Source organism: Streptomyces sp. NPDC006487 (genome assembly GCF_042870555.1).
Classification (GTDB): Bacteria; Actinomycetota; Actinomycetes; order Streptomycetales; family Streptomycetaceae; genus Streptomyces.
Map to the genome: position 1 here is coordinate 290068 of NZ_JBIAHN010000010.1, position 16888 is coordinate 306955.

14 protein-coding genes and 2 tRNA genes are annotated in these 16888 nt (G+C 71.5%); 12 read left to right on the forward strand and 4 right to left on the reverse strand.

Annotated features, from left to right (window positions below):
- Positions 1-1107: a TOMM precursor leader peptide-binding protein gene (locus tag ACFYM0_RS19575; protein ID WP_388502890.1), complete on the reverse strand. Its 1107-nt coding sequence runs from the start codon at positions 1105-1107 to the stop codon at positions 1-3.
- Positions 1108-1352: 245 nt separating this feature from the next.
- On the opposite strand from ACFYM0_RS19575, the gene ACFYM0_RS19580 reads away from it, so the two are divergent.
- The 4 genes from ACFYM0_RS19580 to ACFYM0_RS19595 all read left to right on the forward strand — a co-directional run bounded on the left by ACFYM0_RS19580 (position 1353) and on the right by ACFYM0_RS19595 (position 5155).
- Entirely contained in the window at positions 1353-1892 is a 540-nt protein-coding gene (locus ACFYM0_RS19580; RefSeq protein ID WP_388502892.1) for a M48 family metallopeptidase, read from the forward strand.
- A 139-nt stretch (positions 1893-2031) separates the two neighbouring features.
- Complete coding sequence (locus ACFYM0_RS19585) at positions 2032-3672, forward strand: TerD family protein (protein WP_388502895.1); 1641 nt, start codon at positions 2032-2034, stop codon at positions 3670-3672.
- Between the two features lie 29 nt (positions 3673-3701).
- Positions 3702-4382: an AIM24 family protein gene (locus tag ACFYM0_RS19590; RefSeq protein WP_327257661.1), complete on the forward strand. Its 681-nt coding sequence runs from the start codon at positions 3702-3704 to the stop codon at positions 4380-4382.
- Positions 4383-4399: 17 nt separating this feature from the next.
- Positions 4400-5155 carry an AIM24 family protein gene (locus tag ACFYM0_RS19595; protein ID WP_385376903.1) on the forward strand — a complete coding sequence of 252 codons (756 nt, stop codon included), beginning with the start codon at positions 4400-4402 and terminating at the stop codon, positions 5153-5155.
- A gap of 98 nt (positions 5156-5253) precedes the next feature.
- Here ACFYM0_RS19595 and ACFYM0_RS19600 read toward each other — a convergent pair whose 3' ends face one another.
- Positions 5254-5778: an NUDIX hydrolase gene (locus ACFYM0_RS19600; RefSeq protein ID WP_388502899.1), complete on the reverse strand. Its 525-nt coding sequence runs from the start codon at positions 5776-5778 to the stop codon at positions 5254-5256.
- Positions 5775-7196 carry a zinc-dependent metalloprotease gene (locus ACFYM0_RS19605; protein ID WP_388502902.1) on the reverse strand — a complete coding sequence of 474 codons (1422 nt, stop codon included), beginning with the start codon at positions 7194-7196 and terminating at the stop codon, positions 5775-5777. Before ACFYM0_RS19605 ends, ACFYM0_RS19600 begins: the two co-directional genes overlap by 4 nt.
- Before the next feature lie 192 nt (positions 7197-7388).
- Here ACFYM0_RS19605 and ACFYM0_RS19610 point away from each other — a divergent pair, with 192 nt between their 5' ends.
- The 4 genes from ACFYM0_RS19610 (at position 7389) to ACFYM0_RS19625 (ending at position 10733) form a co-directional block, all read left to right on the forward strand.
- Positions 7389-8552 (forward strand): SDR family oxidoreductase, encoded by a 1164-nt coding sequence (locus ACFYM0_RS19610; RefSeq protein WP_388502904.1) that lies wholly within the window; start codon positions 7389-7391, stop codon positions 8550-8552.
- 222 nt (positions 8553-8774) lie between these two features.
- Complete coding sequence (locus ACFYM0_RS19615) at positions 8775-9236, forward strand: molybdenum cofactor biosynthesis protein MoaE (RefSeq protein ID WP_388502907.1); 462 nt, start codon at positions 8775-8777, stop codon at positions 9234-9236.
- 126 nt (positions 9237-9362) lie between these two features.
- Positions 9363-9575, forward strand: a complete 213-nt coding sequence (locus ACFYM0_RS19620) for a hypothetical protein (protein WP_388502910.1) — start codon at positions 9363-9365, stop codon at positions 9573-9575.
- Between the two features lie 69 nt (positions 9576-9644).
- Complete coding sequence (locus ACFYM0_RS19625) at positions 9645-10733, forward strand: PDZ domain-containing protein (protein ID WP_388502913.1); 1089 nt, start codon at positions 9645-9647, stop codon at positions 10731-10733.
- 70 nt (positions 10734-10803) lie between these two features.
- Here ACFYM0_RS19625 and ACFYM0_RS19630 read toward each other — a convergent pair whose 3' ends face one another.
- Positions 10804-11376: a PPA1309 family protein gene (locus ACFYM0_RS19630; protein ID WP_388502915.1), complete on the reverse strand. Its 573-nt coding sequence runs from the start codon at positions 11374-11376 to the stop codon at positions 10804-10806.
- Positions 11377-11502: 126 nt separating this feature from the next.
- On the opposite strand from ACFYM0_RS19630, the gene ACFYM0_RS19635 reads away from it, so the two are divergent.
- The 4 genes from ACFYM0_RS19635 to ACFYM0_RS19650 all read left to right on the forward strand — a co-directional run bounded on the left by ACFYM0_RS19635 (position 11503) and on the right by ACFYM0_RS19650 (position 16803).
- Positions 11503-14424: a UPF0182 family protein gene (locus ACFYM0_RS19635; protein WP_388502918.1), complete on the forward strand. Its 2922-nt coding sequence runs from the start codon at positions 11503-11505 to the stop codon at positions 14422-14424.
- A gap of 44 nt (positions 14425-14468) precedes the next feature.
- A tRNA-Met gene (locus ACFYM0_RS19640) sits at positions 14469-14542 on the forward strand.
- A gap of 201 nt (positions 14543-14743) precedes the next feature.
- On the forward strand, positions 14744-16672 hold the full coding sequence (locus ACFYM0_RS19645; RefSeq protein ID WP_327254863.1) for a tetratricopeptide repeat protein: 1929 nt from the start codon (positions 14744-14746) through the stop codon (positions 16670-16672).
- 57 nt (positions 16673-16729) lie between these two features.
- Positions 16730-16803 (forward strand) — tRNA-Met (locus tag ACFYM0_RS19650).
- The last annotated feature ends 85 nt before the right edge of the window (positions 16804-16888 follow it).

The window sequence follows — 16888 nt, forward strand, 5'->3', positions numbered from 1 at the left end:
TCATGCACCCACCCCCTGCTCGACCAGGACACCGGCCGCCGCGCACGGACAGTCGGGGTGCGGGTGGACCGGGGTGGACTGCCAGGTGAGGGTCGGTAGGGAGGCTTCCCAGCGGGTGCCGGTGGAGGCGGGGAGTTCGCCGTCGAGGAAGGACAGGGCGTGGGCCGCGGCCAGGCCGGCCACGGCCGTGGAGAGGCCGAGATCGCAGGCGGCGGCCGTCCGGCGGCGGTGGGCCGAGCGCCACTGGACCAGCATGCGCGGCCAGGCCGGGTCCCGCTCGATCCGGTCGCGCTCCATGCAGCCGGCGCAAGCCGTGGCTCCGGGCAGGACCAGCGGCCCCACCAGCCCGGTGCCCTCCAGTACCCCCGCGTACAGGTGCGGGGTGCCGGTGGTGACCCAGTCGGCCGCCGTCTCCGGATCGGGGGCCCAGGACTGCAGTCCGTCCCGGGGCGCGACCACCACCAGGGCCAGCCCCGCCTCCGGTCCCTCGCTCTCCCCGGTCCGCGGCCCGCGTCCGGGGGCGGCGTCGCGGACCGCCGTCCGCGCGGCTTCGGCGCGCAGGCGCCCCACGCTGCCGGGGCCCAGACCGCCAGGCGCCACGTCCGCCGGCTGCGCGCGGCCCCCGTCGAGCACCTCGACCCGGCCGATGCCCGCTCCGGCCAGGACCGAGGCGATCACCGCGCCCACCCGGCCGCTCCCGCGCACTTGAACCCGTATCACCCGGCGGGCGGCGACCCCCTGTAAGTCCCCGCCCGGCCGGGGGCGGACCAAGGACAGCGACCCCAGGTCCGGGCCGAGCCGCTCCAGAGCCTCGGGTCGGTCCCGCACCGCCTGGGCGCGGGGCCCGCCCGCCGTGGCATCGTCGAGCAGCCCGGCCGCCGCGAGCCTGCGCACCACCTCGTCGACCCGGCCGTCCGGGAGCCCCATCGCCGCGCCCTCCGACCGGAGCAGCTCCATGCCCCGCGTCCCGTCGATCAGGTCGAGGAGCGAGCCCGTGGCCGTGTCCACCGGGCCGAGCACCACCGCATGCGCGGGCGTCACACCGAATTGCACCGTCTGCAGATCCCGCCAGGCCCGGGCCAGCGCCGGCTTCACCTTCGGATACATCGCGGTCCTCCCTCGATTCGCCACTCGATTCGCGCCCCGCATTCCCTTGCGGCCGCGTCGCTTTCCGCAAGATTGCCCGGCCTGCGAAAGGCCTGCTCAAATTTGTCCACAGGTGAGGGGTATCAGGCATATGAAATGAATGGTTGGGGTTCTTTGGAGTAACCGTGCCGCCGACTGCGCATCGGTTCGTGTTCGACCGCGGGCGGGGCGGGACTTCGGCCGGGGCGAGCGGGTACCGTCATGGCGTGTCCGCCGATCCACCGCAGCGCGCCGTCGAAGTCCGCCGGAGCGCACGCCGCCGAAGGACCGTATCCGCCTACCGCGAGGGTGATCGTACGGTCGTCCTCATTCCTGCCCGGATGTCCGAGGCGGAGGAGCAGCGCTGGGTGGGCGTCATGCTCGACAAGCTGGCGGCCCAGGAGAGCAAACGCACCCTCGGGGACGCGGAACTCGCCGAGCGCGCCGAGCGTTTGTCCGAGCAGTACTTCGGCGGCCGTGCCCGCCCCCGCACGGTCCGCTGGGTCACCAATCAGAACACCCGCTGGGGTTCCTGCACCCCGGCCGAAGGCAGCATCCGGCTCTCGCACCGCATCCAGGGGATGCCGGAGTACGTCGTCGACTACGTGCTGCTGCACGAGCTGGCACACCTCCTGGTGCCCGGCCACGGCCCCAGCTTCTGGGAACTCCTGGAGGCGTATCCGCGCACCGAGCGGGCGCGCGGATATCTCGAAGGCGTCGTCGCCGCCGAACGCCTTCCGAAGGTCCCCGCCGCCCGCGAGGAATGATCCATATTTGTCCGCTATATGCCCGTCATGTCACGCCTCGTGATATGTACCGGGTCGGTACCGACTTGGCCGGATGTCCGAGGTTGCCGTTAGCCTGAGCGGCACGCATTCACAGTCGGGATGGGGGACGGTCTTACGTATGGCCAGGGAATTCCAACGCGGTCACAAGGCCAAAATCAGTGATCTGACACCGGGCACAGACCTCTATGTGGGTGTCCAGATCGCCGGGCCAGGACTCGCCATCGACATCAGCTGCTTCGGCCTCGACGTCAACGAACAGCTTTCGGACGACCGCTACTTCGTCTTCTTCAACCAGCCGAAGTCGCCCGAGGAGTCCATCCAGCAGCTCGGCACGCAGGCCGGCGACACGGAGTCCTTCCGGGTGACCCTGGACCGCATTCCGGCCGGCATCCACAAGCTCTCCTTCGCCGCGTCGATCGACGGCGCCGGGCAGATGTCGCAGATCGGCCCCGGCTACATCCGCATCGTGGCGGGCGGTGAGGAGGTCGTCCGGTACTCCTTCTCGGGCTCGGAGTTCAGCACCGAGCGCGCGCTGATGATCGGCGACTTCTACCTCAAGGACGTGTGGCGCTTCGCCGCCGTCGGCCAGGGCTTCGACGGCGGCCTCGCCGCGCTGCTCCAGAACTTCGGCGGCGAGGTCGCCGAGGAGGAGCAGCCCGCACCGCAGGCGCAGGCCCCGGCCGCAGCGCCCGGCTTCGCCCCGCCCCCGCAGGCCGCCGCCCCGGCACCCTCCTTCGGTGCTCCCGCCCCGGCACAGCCCCCGGCCCCGGCGCCCTCCTTCGGCGCGCCGCCCCAGGCCCCGGCGCCCGCCCAGGCCCCCGCCCCGGCACAGGTCCCGGCCCCCGCGCCGTACCAGCAGCCCGTCCACGCGGCCCCCACCATGGCCGCACCGATGGGCGCCCCCCTGGCCCCGCCCGCCCCCGCGCCCTACGGGCAGGTTCCGCCGCCGGCCCCGGCCCCGGCGCCGTACGGGCAGCAGCCGCAGCCCTCGTACGGCCAGGTCCCCGGCCAGCAGCAGCCCCCGTACGGCCAGCAGCCCGGCTTCGGCCAGCAGCCCCAGGGCTACGGCCAGCCCGCGATGGCGGTGCCCGCCGCCGGCGCCGGACTCGCCGCCGCCCTCCAGCCGTACAAGGAAGCACCCACCGGTGCCCGCTGGACCCCGCAGAACCAGCAGCTCATGCGCGTCGACCTGGCCATGGGCGGCCAGGCCGTCCTCGCCCGCCAGGGCAGCATGGTCCTCTACCAGGGCAAGGTCGACTTCAGCTACAAGGGCGCGGGCTTCGCCGGCCGCGTCGTCGGCAACGCCACCGGCCAGGAGATGCAGCTGATGCGCTGCGCCGGCCGCGGCCAGGTCTTCCTCGCGGAGGACGGCGCCCACCTGCACGCCATCGAGCTCCAGGGCGACGGCATCTGCGTCTCCGCCGAGAACGTCCTCGCCTTCGACGAGTCGCTCCAGCACGAGGTCCGCCGCATCGAGGGCCACGGCATCCCGGGCGGCGCCCTGTTCACCATGCAGTTCCAGGGCACCGGCACGGTGATCGTCAAGACGCACGGCGTGCCCGTCGTCCTGCCCGTCACCCCGACCACCTTCGCGGACAGCAACGCCATCGTCGCGTGGTCGGCCGCCTCCCAGGTGATCATCTCCAGCCAGGTCCGGCTGCGCCGCAACGCGTATCCCGGCCACAGCGGGGAGACCGTGAACCTCCAGTTCCGCGGCGCTCCCGGCAACTTCATCGTCGTCCAGCCGTACGAGGTCTGAGGGAGCCCCACATGAATGCCATGAACGCAATGAACCAGCAGCTCGCGGGCTACGCCCCGACCCCCGTCACGGCCCGCATGGAGAACCACGGCCGCGCGATGCTCAAGGTCGCCATGCAGAGCGGCCAGGACCTCTTCGCGCGCACCGGATCGATGGTCGCCTACGAGGGCTTCGTGCAGTACGAGCCCAATCCGCCGGCCGTCCGCCAGATGGCCTCGCAGTGGCTCACCGGCGAGGGCGCCCCGCTCATGAAGTGCACGGGCGACGGCCTGCTCTACCTCGCCGACTACGGCGCGGACGTCGTCGTGATCAACCTCAACAACGACTCGCTCTCCGTCAACGGCACCAACCTGCTCGCCTTCGACGCCCACCTCCAGTGGGGCGTGGAGCGGGTCAAGGGCATGGCCAAGTTCGCCGGCCAGGGCCTGTTCAACGTGTCGGTCGCCGGCACCGGCTGGGTCGCGATCACCTCGCGCGGCACGCCGATCGTGGTCGACTGCGGCCGCGGCGAGGACGAGACGTACGTCGACCCCGACGCGCTCGTCGCCTGGTCCCCGAACCTCAAGGTCAAGGGCAAGCGCAGCTTCAAGGCCTCGTCGATGCTCGGCCGGGGCAGCGGGGAGGCCTACCAGATGGCCTTCTCCGGCCAGGGCATCGTCGTCGTACAGCCCAGCGAGGACAGCACCGACCGGCTCCGGGCCCGGGGCTGAGGGGGAGAAGACACACCATGCAGAGCTCACTTTTCGCCCACGCAGAGGCGCAGTCCCAGGAGCGGTACGCGGTCCAGAACCCGCAGCTGCTGCGGGTCTCGCTGAGCGGCTCCGACGACGTCCTCGCCCGCAAGGGCGCGATGGTCGCCTACCAGGGGATCATCGACTTCGACGGCGAGTACCAGAGCACCACCCAGCGCAATGCCCGCGCCCGCACCGGCGAGGGCCTCGACCTGATGCGCTGCTCCGGCCAGGGCACGGTCTACCTCGCCAACCTGGCGCAGTACGTCCACGTCGTCGACGTGGACCAGGAAGGCCTCACGGTCGACAGCAGCTACGTGCTGGCTCTGGACTCCACCCTGCACACCGAGGCCATCGCGGTGGACAGTCAGTACGGGATCTCCGGCTCCGGCAAGTACCAGCTCAACATCACCGGCCGCGGCAAGGTCGCGCTGATGACCTCCGGTCAGCCGCTGATGCTGCAGGTCACGCCCGACAAGTACGTCAACGCCGACGCGGACGCCATCGTCGCCTGGTCCACCTCGCTGCGCGTGCAGATGCAGGCCCAGACGCACTCCACCGGCGTCTGGCGGCGGCGCGGCAACACCGGCGAGGGCTGGGAGCTGAGCTTCCTCGGCACCGGTTTCGCCCTGGTCCAGCCCAGCGAGGCGCTCCCGCCGCAGAACGCCCAGATCGGTCAGGGCGCGGCCGCGCAGTTCGGCATGGGCCAGCACGGCGCCCACGCGCAGAACCAGAACAACGCCTGGAACTGATCCGGGTACGGACGGACCTCCGGGTACGGACGGACGGAAGGGGCGGCCCCGCATCGGCGGGGCCGCCCCTTCCTCCCGTTCCCGCTGTTCCCGCCGGCTCAGAGCCGTGCCAGGGTCGCCTCCAGCAGCCGCACCACCGAGGTGTCGGCCACCTCCGCCACCTGCGCGTACGGGAACCAGCGCAGGTCCAGCGACTCGTCGCTGATCGCTTCGAGGGCCCCGGCGGGCGCCAGCACCGCGTACTGCACGTCCAGGTGCCAGTTGCACGGAGCCGGGATCGGGTGCCGGTCCAGGCGCACCGGTCCGCCGGGCACCAGGGTCAGCCCGGCGGTGATCCCGGACTCCTCGTGGGCCTCGCGCATGGCCGCGTCGGCGAGGGTGGCGTCACCCGGCTCGCAGTGCCCGCCCATCTGGAGCCACATGCCCAGCTTCTTGTGCAGGGTCAGCAGGACGCGCTCGCGCTCCGGGTCGATCACCAGCGCGCTGCCGGTGATGTGGCCCGCCTCGCAGGGCTTGTAGACCCCGTCGGGATGGGCTGCCAGGTGCTCCAGGTAGACCTCGCGCAGTTCGGGCTGGCCCTGGTAGCCCTTGAGGACGAGGACCGCGTCGTCGTACAGGGTCACTTGGTGTCGTCGCCGTCCTGCTCGCGCTTCTGGGCGGCCTCGCCCAGCATCTTGTCGATCTCGGAGAAGTCGAGCTGCTCGCGGTGCACGAACCCGTCCGGGTCGTCCAGGTCGGAAGCGGTCGGCAGCATGTCCGGGTGCTCCCACAGCCCGTCGCGCCCGTCCACGCCGCGCGCGTCGGTGAGCGAGGCCCACAGCCGGGACGCGTCGCGCAGCCGGCGCGGCCGCAGCTCCAGCCCGATCAGCGTGGCGAAGGTCTGCTCCGCCGGGCCGCCCGAGGCGCGCCGCCGGCGCATGGTCTCGCGCATGGCGTCGGCCGAGGTCAGCCGGGGCTTGGCGGCCTCGTGGACGACCGCGTCCACCCAGCCCTCGACCAGCGCGAGCGCCGTCTCCAGACGGGCCAGCGCGGCCTTCTGCTCGGGGGTGTCCTGCGGCTGGAACATGCCGCCCTGGAGGGCTTCCTGGAGCTGCTCCGGGTTCGACGGGTCGAGCTGGCCGACCACGTCCTCCAGCTTCGAGGTGTCGACCTTGATGCCCCGCGCGTACCCCTCGACGGCGCCGAAGAGGTGCGAGCGCAGCCACGGCACGTGCGCGAAGAGCCGCGCGTGGGCGGCCTCGCGCAGGGCCAGGTACAGCCGTACCTCGTCGGAGGAGACGCCCAGGTCCTTGCCGAAGCTCTCGATGTTCAGCGGCAGCAGGGCGGCCTTGCCGGCCGGGCCCAGCGGGAGCCCGATGTCGGTCGAGCCGACGACCTCGCCCGCGAGGGTGCCCACGGCCTGGCCGATCTGCTGGCCGAACATGGCCCCGCCCATGGAGCGCATCATGCCGAGCAGCGGGCCCGCCATGGCCTGCATCTCCTCGGGCAGGACGCCGCCCATGGCCGCGCCGACGCGCTCGGCGACCGGGTCCACGAGCTCCTTCCACACCGGCAGGGTCGCCTCGACCCATTCGGCGCGGCTCCACGCCACGGCGGTGGCGGCGCCCGAAGGCAGCGAGGTGACGTCATCGAGCCAGTGGTCGGCGAGGCGCACGGCCTCCTCGACCGCCGACTTCTCGGCGATGCCCACACTGGCGTCCTTGACCCCGTCCGAGGTGCCCTGGGCCACGGTCTGGCGGGCGATGTCCTTGGCCATGTCCCAGTTGACCGGACCGCCCTCGTAGCTCAGCATCTGGCCGAGCTGCTGGAAGGCGGCGCCGAGGTCGTTCGGGTTCATGGAGCCGAACATCGCGGCGAAGGGGTTGTCGGCGTCCCCCGGACCGCCGGAGCCGCCGGGCAGGCCGGAGCCGCCGGGCAGGCCCGTGCCGAATCCGAACGGATTCGGGCCGCTCTGACCGCCCTGGTTGCCCTTCTTCTTGCCCTCGTCGCCGTTGTCCGGCTCCTCGGGCGGAAGGCCGAATCCGAATGGGGTGTCGCTCACGGGTTTCCTCGGCTCGTAGGGCCGCCGGCGGGAGCCGGCGGGCAATGGGTCGACAACACCACCCAGCGTAGACACCAGACCCGCTTCCGGGCTCGGTGCTCCGCCGGCTCCTGGGCTGCGGCAGGATGGACATCGACTGGTGGGTCCGCGTCACGGCGCGTCCCTACTGAAGACAACCGCTGGAGACGCCTGGTGAGTTCCCCAGATCCGCACGCTTTGGACGAGCAGGGACCGGAAAACCGCCCTGAGCACGGCGAGGACGCCCACGGCGTTCGCCGGACGCGAAACCCGGGCGGTTCCGCGCGCCGAGGCCCCGTGATCGCCGTGACCGGCGCCGCCGCGGGGGTCGGGGCGGCTCTGGTGACCAGGCTGGCCGCGTCCGAGGAGGTCAAGCAGGTCGTCGCGATCGACGAGCGGCGAGGGGACTGCACCGACGCGCAGTGGCACCTCCTGGACGTACGGGACCCCGCGATCGCGGAGAAACTGCGCGGCGCGGACGTCGTGGTGCACCTCGCCCTCGACCTCGACCTGGAGACGGACCCGGCGGCCCGTACGGCGTACAACGTGCGGGGGACCCAGACCGTGCTCACCGCCGCCGCGGCGGCCGGAGTGCACCGGGTCGTGCTCTCCACGTCCGCGATGGTCTACGGGGCCCTGCCGGACAACGACATCCCGCTCTCGGAGGACGCCGAGCTGCGCGCCACCGCCGAGGCGACCGGCGTCGGCGACCTGCTGGAGATCGAGCGGCTGGGCCGCCGGGCGCCGCGCGCGCACCCCGGCCTGAACGTCACCGTGGTCCGCCCGGCGGTACTGGTCGGCGGCACGGACACCGCGCTGACCCGCTACTTCGAGTCCCCTCGCCTGCTGGTGGTGGCGGGCTCCCGCCCGACCTGGCAGTTCTGCCACGTCGAGGACCTGGTCAGCGCACTGGAGTACGCGGCCCTGGAAAAGGTCGAGGGGGAGCTGGCGGTCGGCTGCGAGGGCTGGCTGGAGCAGGAGGAGGTCGAGGAGCTGAGCGGGATCCGCCGCATGGAGCTCCCGTCGGCCGTGGCCCTGGGCGCGGCGGCCCGGCTGCACCGGATCGGCCTCACCCCGTCCCCGGCCGGGGACCTCGCCTACACGATGCACCCGTGGGTGGTCAGCGTCAGCCGGCTGCACGCGGCGGGGTGGCGGCCGCGCTGGACCAACGAGGAGGTGCTGGCGGAGCTGCTCCAGGAGGTCGCGGGGCGGCACACCGTCGCGGGGCGCCGACTGGGACGCAAGGACGCGACGGCCGCGGGTGCGGCGGGTGCGACGGTCGCGCTGCTGGGCGCCGCGGCCGCGATCCGCGCCGCGCGCCGGCGCCGGGGCATCTGACCCCGGGGGCGGGTGCGGGGCGCGGCCTCCGGTGCGGCACCGCTCCCGGGGGTGCCGCGCCCGGACCCCCGCGCCTCACATGCCGGCGGGGCTGGATTCCGCCGGGGCCGGCTGCGCCTGCCCCGCGAACGGGGGTTTCTGTAGGAGGCTCCCAAGGGGGCCGGTGGGGCCCTGGTGAAACTGCTATTCCGCCCGGTCAGTGGCTAAGGCACGATGGAAGGTATGGCACCGCACTTCGATCACCCCGGCGAGCACGCCGCTCCGGACCCGATCCGGCTGCTCGAAATCCGTGAGACCCCGCTCTCGATCGACGAGGTCTTCCAGGCCGTCGGCGACGATGCGACCGGCGGTACGACGCTCTTCGTCGGCACGGTGCGCAACCACGACAGCGGGGCGGACGTCGACCAGCTCGGCTACTCCTGCCACCCCTCGGCCGAGGCGGAGATGCGCCGCGTCGCCGAGCGCGTCGTGGAGAAGTACCCGGTTCGCGCCCTCGCCGCCGTCCACCGCATCGGCGACCTGTCCGTCGGGGACCTCGCGGTGATCGTCGCCGTGTCCTGCCCGCACCGCGGCGAGGCCTTCGAGGCCGCCCGGATGCTGATCGACGACCTCAAGCACGAGGTCCCGATCTGGAAGCACCAGACTTTCGCCGACGGCACGGAGGAGTGGGTCGGCGCCTGCTGAGGCAGGGGCCGGGGCCCGTTTTGCCCCGTTCGGACGCGCAACACGCCCTCGATTTGCGTAACCCCCTCCCGGGCAGCAGCGTTGAAGCCACCAACAACACGTAATTCGGGGTAGGGAGACACGCCCATGGCGTCTTTGGCGTGGTTGCTGATTCCGCTGTTCGCCGCGATCGGAGCGGCGATATGGGGCAGCTGGGCGGCACGCGACCGCACGGCCGGTGACATATCCGAGCTCGCGGGCTACGCGCGGTTCCGTGAGGCCATGGGCCAGAACGAACCGGGCTCGGCGAAGGCGGCCGCGGACGCTGACCGCAAGAAGGACACGGTCGACTCCGTCTGACGCGGAGCGAGGCCCCGGACGGACCGGCCCCGGGGGCCGCTCTTCAGGGCCGTCACGTACTGTCGATCCATGCCACGCCGCACTGCGACGATGCTCGCCTCCACCCTCATGCTGTTCGCGCTGCTCTGCGCGGGAGTGTTCATGAAGGCCCCGTACTCCGAGATGAGTCCGGGCCCGACCGTGAACACGCTCGGGGACTCGCACGGCGAGCCCGTTCTGAACATCTCGGGGCACAAGACGTACCCGACCAGCGGGCACCTGAACATGACGACGGTCCGCGTCACCGGCGCGGACTACGACATGAACCTGCTGGAGGCCGTCTACGGCTGGGCGGCGGGCGACAACATCGTCGTACCGCACGAGAACCTGTACCCGGACGGCAAGACGGAGCAGGAGTCCACGCAGGAGAACGCCGAGGAGTTCAGCCAGTCGCAGGAGAGCGCCAAGGTGGCCGCCCTCAAGCAGCTCGGCATCCCGGTCGCCGCCCGGGTGATCGTCGCCTCCGTGGTCAAGGGCAGCCCCTCCGAGGGCAAGCTGCACGCCGGGGACGTCATCAAGGCCGTGGACGGTACCCCCGTCAAGGCTCCCGAGGACGTGGCCAAGCTGGTCACCAAGCACAAGCCCGGTGAGCCGGTCGAGTTCACCATCGTGCCCGCCCCCGAGGCGGCCGAGGCCGAGAAGGCGCACCGCGAGCCCACCGGCACGACGAAGGTCACGATCATCGCGGGCAAGGCGGAGGACGACGGGCACGCGATCGTCGGCATCCGGGCCGGCACCGACCACACCTTCCCGTTCACCATCGACATCAAGCTCGCCGACGTCGGCGGCCCCAGCGCCGGTCTCATGTTCGCGCTCGGCATCGTCGACAAGCTCACCCCGGAGAACCTCACCGGCGGCAAGTTCATCGCCGGCACCGGAACCATCGACGACGCGGGCAAGGTCGGCCCGATCGGCGGCATCCAGATGAAGACCATCGGCGCCCGCCAGGCCGGCGCCCAGTACTTCCTGACGCCCGCCGAGAACTGCGCCTCCGCCGCGGGCGACGTGCCGGACGGGCTGACGCTGGTCAAGGTCTCCACCATCGACGACGCCGTGAAGGCGCTGGAGAAGATCAGCAAGGGGGACACGGCCGGGCTGACGCAGTGCGCCAAGCCCTGACCGCATCCCTCGGCGGCCGCGGTCCTTCGGCGGCCGCGGTCCTTCGGCAGCCTCGCCGAGGCGCTGCCCGCTAGTCGAGGAAGGTCGCGGCCAGCGCCTCCGCGAGCCCCGGCACCAGCGTCGCGCCGGTCAGCACCTCGTTCGCCGAGTCCTTGTCCCGCAGCCGTACGGCCGACTCCCGCGATCCGTCGCGCAGGACGCCCACGGTCAGCCGCACCTCCTGGCGCTCCGGGTGGGTGGCGACCCACTTGGTCAGCTGCTTGTCGGTGAGCCCCTCCGGTACGGAGGACTCGGCGGACGGCGGCAGCATCAGGCGCTCCACGGTCAGCGCGCAGCCGAGGATCGAGGCGGGCCAGGCGATGGTTCCCAGGAACTTGTCCAGCGGGGTCCCGGCCGGCACCTCGTCCTGCTCGATCGGGGTGAGCTGGTTCTTGCCCGTGTCGTCCTGGTCGAGGCCGAGCTGGCGGGCGACGCCCGGCGCCTCCTTGCGGAGCTTGCCCGTGTCGACCAGGGCGAAGAGCCGGGCGGGCTTGTCCCAGCCGAGGGTGGAGGCGTACTCGTCGATTTCGAGGACGGCACGGGTCAGCGGGCTTGCCGCCATAGGGGTGCCGGGGGACGGCGAAAGGTTGGACATGGGCAACATCCTGCCTCCTTTCCCCGGGATACCGGGAACTGACTAAAGCCTCAGTAAGTTCCATGAGTGGGCCCTACGATCGGGGGCCCATGCTTTGAAAACTCATCGCATCACTTACACACAGCGACTTTCGAGGTGCGCACCTTGGCTTTCCAGATGCCGGACCGCGGCGGAGGCCCCTCCGGGCCACGGATGAGAGTCGGCCGCCCGTCCCGGCGCGCCCGGACTCTTCTGATGACCTTGGGCGTGCTGGCCGTCCTGGCCATGGCGTTCATCATGTTCGCCGGCTTCTGGACGGACTGGCTCTGGTTCCGCTCCGTCAACTACTCCACCGTCTTCACGACGACCCTGTGGACCAAGGTCGGCCTCTTCGCCGTCTTCGGCCTCCTCATGGCCGGCGCCGTCGGGCTGAACATCTGGCTGGCGCACCGGCTGCGGCCGCCGCTCAGCGCGATGTCGATGGAGCAGCAGAGCCTCGACCGCTACCGGATGACCGTCGCGCCGTACCGCAAGTGGCTGCTGCTCGGCATCTCCGCGCTGGTCGGCCTGATCGCGGGTGCTTCGGCGGCGGGCCAGTGGAAGACCTGGCTGATGTACGTGAACGGGGTGCCCTTCGGCACGAAGGACCCCCAGTTCAACCTGGACGTGTCGTTCTACACCTTCGACCTGCCCTGGTACCGCTTCCTGCTCGGCTTCGGCTTCGCCGCCGTCGTGCTCTCGGTGATCGCCGCAGCGGTCGTGCACTACCTCTACGGGGGACTGCGCGTCACGAGCCCGGGTGCGCGGGCCACCGCCGCGGCGACCGGTCACCTGTCGGTGCTGCTCGGTCTCTTCGTCACGCTCAAGGCGGTCGCGTACTGGCTCGACCGGTACGGCCTCGCCGTGAAGTCCAGCGACTTCAAGGCCGCTGACAACTGGACCGGCCTGCGGTACGTCGACGCCAACGCCTACCTGCCGGCCAAGACGATCCTCGTCGCCATCGCCGCGATCTGCGCGGTGCTGTTCTTCGCGACGCTGTGGCGCCGCACCTGGCAGCTCCCGGTCATCGGCTTCGGCCTGATGGTGCTCTCGGCGATCCTGATCGGCGGGCTGTACCCGGCGATCGTGCAGAAGTTCCAGGTCCAGCCGAACGAGCAGGCCAAGGAATCCCCGTACGTCCAGAAGAACATCAAGGCGACGCGCGACGCCTACGGGGTCGCCGACGCCTCGGTCACGGACTACCCGGGCCTGCCGGACCCCAAGGCGGACAAGAAGAAGCTCCGCCAGGACGCCGACACCACGGCGAGCATCCGCCTGCTCGACCCGAACATCGTGTCCCCGGCCTTCCAGCAGCTCCAGCAGAACAAGGGCTACTACGGTTTCCCGGCCACGCTGGCGGTCGACCGGTACAAGGGCCAGGACACGGTCATCGGGCTCCGTGAGATCAACCTCGCGGGCATCCCGAAGAACAACTGGATCAACGACCACTTCCGTTACACCCACGGATTCGGTGTGGTCGCGGCCAAGGGCACCGAGGTGACCTCGAACGGGGAGCCGCTGTTCACCGAGTCGGGCCTGCCCGCGCAGGGCAACCTCGGGGAGTACGAGCAGCGGATCTACTACGGCGAGCAGACGAAGCAGTACTCGATCGTCGGCGGACCGCAGAAGGAGCTCGACTACGCCAACGACTCCGGCGAGAAGGAGACCACGTACCAGGGCGACAGCGGGGTGAGCCTGGGCAACCCGGTCAACCGCGCCGCGTACGCCCTGGCCTTCAGCGAGCCGCAGATCCTCTACTCCGGCGCCATCGACGACAAGTCGAAGATCCTCTACAACCGGACGCCCAAGGCCCGGGTCGAGGCGGTCGCCCCGTGGCTGACGATCGACGGAGCCGTGTACCCGGCGGTGATCGACGGCCGCGTCCAGTGGATCGTGGACGCCTACACCACCACCAACGGCTACCCCTACGCGTCCCGCACCCAGCTCGGGGACACGACGGCGGACTCGCTGACCAACTCGCAGCGCGCCGTGGTCGCGCAGGAGAACCAGGTCAACTACATCCGGAACTCGGTCAAGGCCACCGTCGACGCCTACGACGGCACGGTGAAGCTGTACCAGTGGGACACCAAGGACCCGGTCCTCAAGACGTGGATGAAGGCCTTCCCCGGCACGGTGAAGGACAAGAAGGAGATCTCGCCGACCCTGATGGAGCACCTGCGCTACCCGCAGGACCTCTTCAAGGTCCAGCGTGAGCTGCTGACCCGCTACCACGTCACGGACCCGCAGACCTTCCTCAGCGGCAGCGAGGTCTGGGCGGTGCCGGACGACCCGACCACCAAGGCGGGGACGGCCGTTCCGCCGTACTACCTCTCCATGAAGATGCCGGGCCAGAAGGCTCCCGAACAGGCCTTCTCCCTCACCACGACGCTCACGCCGAACGGCAGGGACAACCTGAGCGCCTTCATGGCGGTCAACGCCGACCCGACCACCGCGGATTACGGCAAGATCCAGCTGCTGAAGCTGCCCACCCAGAACCCGGTGGACGGCCCGAAGCTCGTCCAGGCGAGATTCAACTCCAAGCCGGAAATCGCCCAGGAGATCAACATCCTGAGCCGGGGCGATTCCCAGGTGGAGTACGGCAACCTGCTCACGGTCCCGCTCGACAAGGGGATGCTCTACGTCGAGCCGGTGTACGTGCGCGGTGGCGGCCTCAAGTACCCGCTGCTGAAGAAGGTCCTGGTGACCTACGGGGACCAGACGGCCTTCGAGGACACGCTGGAGAAGGCGCTGAACGTGGTGTTCGGGGCCGAGTCGGCGACCACGCCGCCGGGCGACGGGACCACGACCCCGCCGGGCGACGGGACCACCACCCCGCCGCCGGCCAGCCAGGACCCGACGGTCAAGGCGGCCCTCGCGGATGCGCAGAAGGCGGTCGACGAAGCCGACAAGGCGCTCAAGGCCGGCGACTGGGCGGCGTACGGAAAGGCCCAGAGCGACCTGCAGGCCGCGCTGAAGCGAGCGATCGAGGCCGAGGCGAAGGTGGCGGCGCCCGCGCCCACCCCGACGCCCAGCGGATAGCGGTAATGGTTCCACCCCGCGTCGTGCTACTGTTGGTTTACCGACGCGGGGTGGAGCAGCTCGGTAGCTCGCTGGGCTCATAACCCAGAGGTCGCAGGTTCAAATCCTGTCCCCGCTACTGAAGACGAAGGCCCGGATCCGATGGATCCGGGCCTTCGTCATGCCCGATCGAGTTTTTCGCCGACGCGGGTCACTGGGGTGGGTGAGTTGGGGTGTGAGCGTGTTTGACTTGTCTCTCTGTGGGCATGTCGACAAAACGCTGTAGTGACCTCACTGACTGCGACATACCAGGTGTACGCGGGTAGCAGGTGATGCGACGATGGGATTTATGGGGGACAGGTCAACTCTGCTGGAGACAGGGCGGTTTGTGAGGGCGGACTCCGAATCGGATGCGGAGGCCGATGGGGCGGCTCAGGCCGTTGACGTGCGGACCGCGATGACCACGCGGCCGGTACGGACCACGGCCGCGGCGCCGACCACGCCGGACGTGTCAGACGTGTCAGACGTGTCAGTCGATGCATTGTTCGACGACGCGGTCTTCGGGCTGACCGACGCGGCCGGCGACGCCGCGCTGGAGGCCCGGCACCGGGTCGCCGCCGACAAGGGGGACCCGGGCGCGATGAGCGTACTCGGGGCCCTCCTGCTGCGCCGCGGCGACCTCGCGGGAGCCGAGCCGTACCTGCGCGGGGCGACCGGGGAGGGCGACCGCGCGGCCGCCAACAACCTGGGCGTGCTGCTGCACCAGCGCGGCTACCCCGAGGAGGCCGCCGGCTGGTGGCGCGTGGCCGCCGTGGCCGGATCCGCTCCCGCCGCGCACGCCCTGGGCCGCTACTACCGCGAGCGGGGCGACGAGCCCGCCGCCGAGTACTGGATGCGCCAGGCGGCGGAATCCGGCCACGCCCTGGGGGCCTACGGCCTCGCCGACCTGCTGGAGCACCGCGGGGACAAGGGCGTCGAGCGGTGGTTCCGCGCCGCCGCCGAGCAGGGGCACCGCGAGGCCGCGTACCGGCTGGCCCGGCACCTGAGGAAGGGCGACCCGGCCGAGGCCGAGCAGTGGTACCGGCAGGCCGCCGCGCGCGGCCACCGGCGCGCCGGGCTGCACCTGGGCGCGCTGCTGGAGGCGCGCGGGGAGCTGAAGGAGGCCGGGCGCTGGTACCTGACCTCCGCCAAGCAGGGCGAGGCGCGGGCGGCCTGCGCCCTCGGCTTCCTGCTGCGCGACGCCGGCGACGAGGAGAACGCGGCCACCTGGTGGCTGCGCGCCGCACAGGACGGCGACGGCAACGCGGCCAACGCGCTCGGCGCCCTGCACGCCGCGCGCGGCGAGACCCAGACGGCCGAGAAGTGGTACCGGGCCGCGATGGACGCGGGCGACCAGAACGGGGCGTACAACCTCGCGCTGCTCTGCGCCGCCCAGGAGCGGACCGGGCCCGCCGAGCAGTGGTACCGGCGCGCCGCGTACGCGGGACACCGCGAGGCGGCCAACGCGCTGGCCATCCTGCTGCTGCAGGGCGGCGACGCGGAGGGCGCGGAGCCGTGGTTCTCGAAGGCGGCGGAGGCGGGGAGCGTGGACGCGGCCTTCAACCTCGGGATCCTCTTCGCCAGCCGGGACGAGGACCGCACGGCCCTGAAGTGGTACGAGCGGGCGGCCTCGGCGGGACACACCGACGCGGCGCTCCAGGTCGGCATCGCGCTGGTCCGCGACGGCGAGGAGCGGGCGGCGGAACGCCACCTGCGGTGCGCGGCCGGCGGCGGCAGCGCGGAGGCCGCCTTCCGGCTGGCGGCGCTGCTGGAGTCGCTGGCGCCGCCGCCGGAGCCGGTCGCCCTGGGCGAGCCGGTGGGCGGAGCCGCGCGCACCGAGAGCGAGGAGTGGTACGAGCGGGCCGCGGAGCTGGGGCACCGGCGTGCCCAGGTCCGGGTCGGCATGCTGGCCGCCGCGCGGGGCGAGCTGGCGGCCGCCGCGCGGTGGTACCGGGAGGCGGCGGAGGCCGGCTCCCGCAACGGCGCCTTCAACCTGGGGCTGCTGCTGGCGCGCGAGGGCAACGAGCCCGAGGCGGCGCTGTGGTGGACCCGGGCGGCGGTGGCCGGGCACGGGCGGGCGGCGCTGCGGCTGGGGCTGCTCGCGGCCCGGCAGGGAGACCTCACGGAGGGGCAGAAGTGGTGCGTCCGGGCCATGGAGCTGGGCCCGGCGGAGGTCTCGGAGCGGGCCGGCCGGCTGCGCGAGGCCCTGGCCGAGGAGCTGTCCGCGTAGGGCCCGCCAACTGATTTGCATCTGCCGTCCCCGTTCACGTAGAGTCAGGTTTACCGACGCGGGGTGGAGCAGCTCGGTAGCTCGCTGGGCTCATAACCCAGAGGTCGCAGGTTCAAATCCTGTCCCCGCTACTGAAGGCTCGAAGGCCCGGATCCTCTGGATCCGGGCCTTCGGTCGTTTCTGGATGCAATGCGCGAAAAGGAAGGGCCGGGGCTC

Bases quoted from the DNA above. Each gene is read 5' to 3' on its own strand.
- ACFYM0_RS19615 (WP_388502907.1), top strand. From the start codon at position 8,775: ATGGCACCGCACTTCGATCACCCCGGCGAGCACGCCGCTCCGGACCCG.
- ACFYM0_RS19620 (WP_388502910.1), top strand. From the start codon at position 9,363: ATGGCGTCTTTGGCGTGGTTGCTGATTCCGCTGTTCGCCGCGATCGGA.
- ACFYM0_RS19575 (WP_388502890.1), bottom strand. From the start codon at position 1,107: ATGTATCCGAAGGTGAAGCCGGCGCTGGCCCGGGCCTGGCGGGATCTG.
- ACFYM0_RS19625 (WP_388502913.1), top strand. From the start codon at position 9,645: ATGCCACGCCGCACTGCGACGATGCTCGCCTCCACCCTCATGCTGTTC.
- ACFYM0_RS19585 (WP_388502895.1), top strand. From the start codon at position 2,032: ATGGCCAGGGAATTCCAACGCGGTCACAAGGCCAAAATCAGTGATCTG.
- ACFYM0_RS19595 (WP_385376903.1), top strand. From the start codon at position 4,400: ATGCAGAGCTCACTTTTCGCCCACGCAGAGGCGCAGTCCCAGGAGCGG.
- ACFYM0_RS19590 (WP_327257661.1), top strand. From the start codon at position 3,702: ATGAACCAGCAGCTCGCGGGCTACGCCCCGACCCCCGTCACGGCCCGC.
- ACFYM0_RS19630 (WP_388502915.1), bottom strand. From the start codon at position 11,376: ATGTTGCCCATGTCCAACCTTTCGCCGTCCCCCGGCACCCCTATGGCG.
- ACFYM0_RS19645 (WP_327254863.1), top strand. From the start codon at position 14,744: ATGGGATTTATGGGGGACAGGTCAACTCTGCTGGAGACAGGGCGGTTT.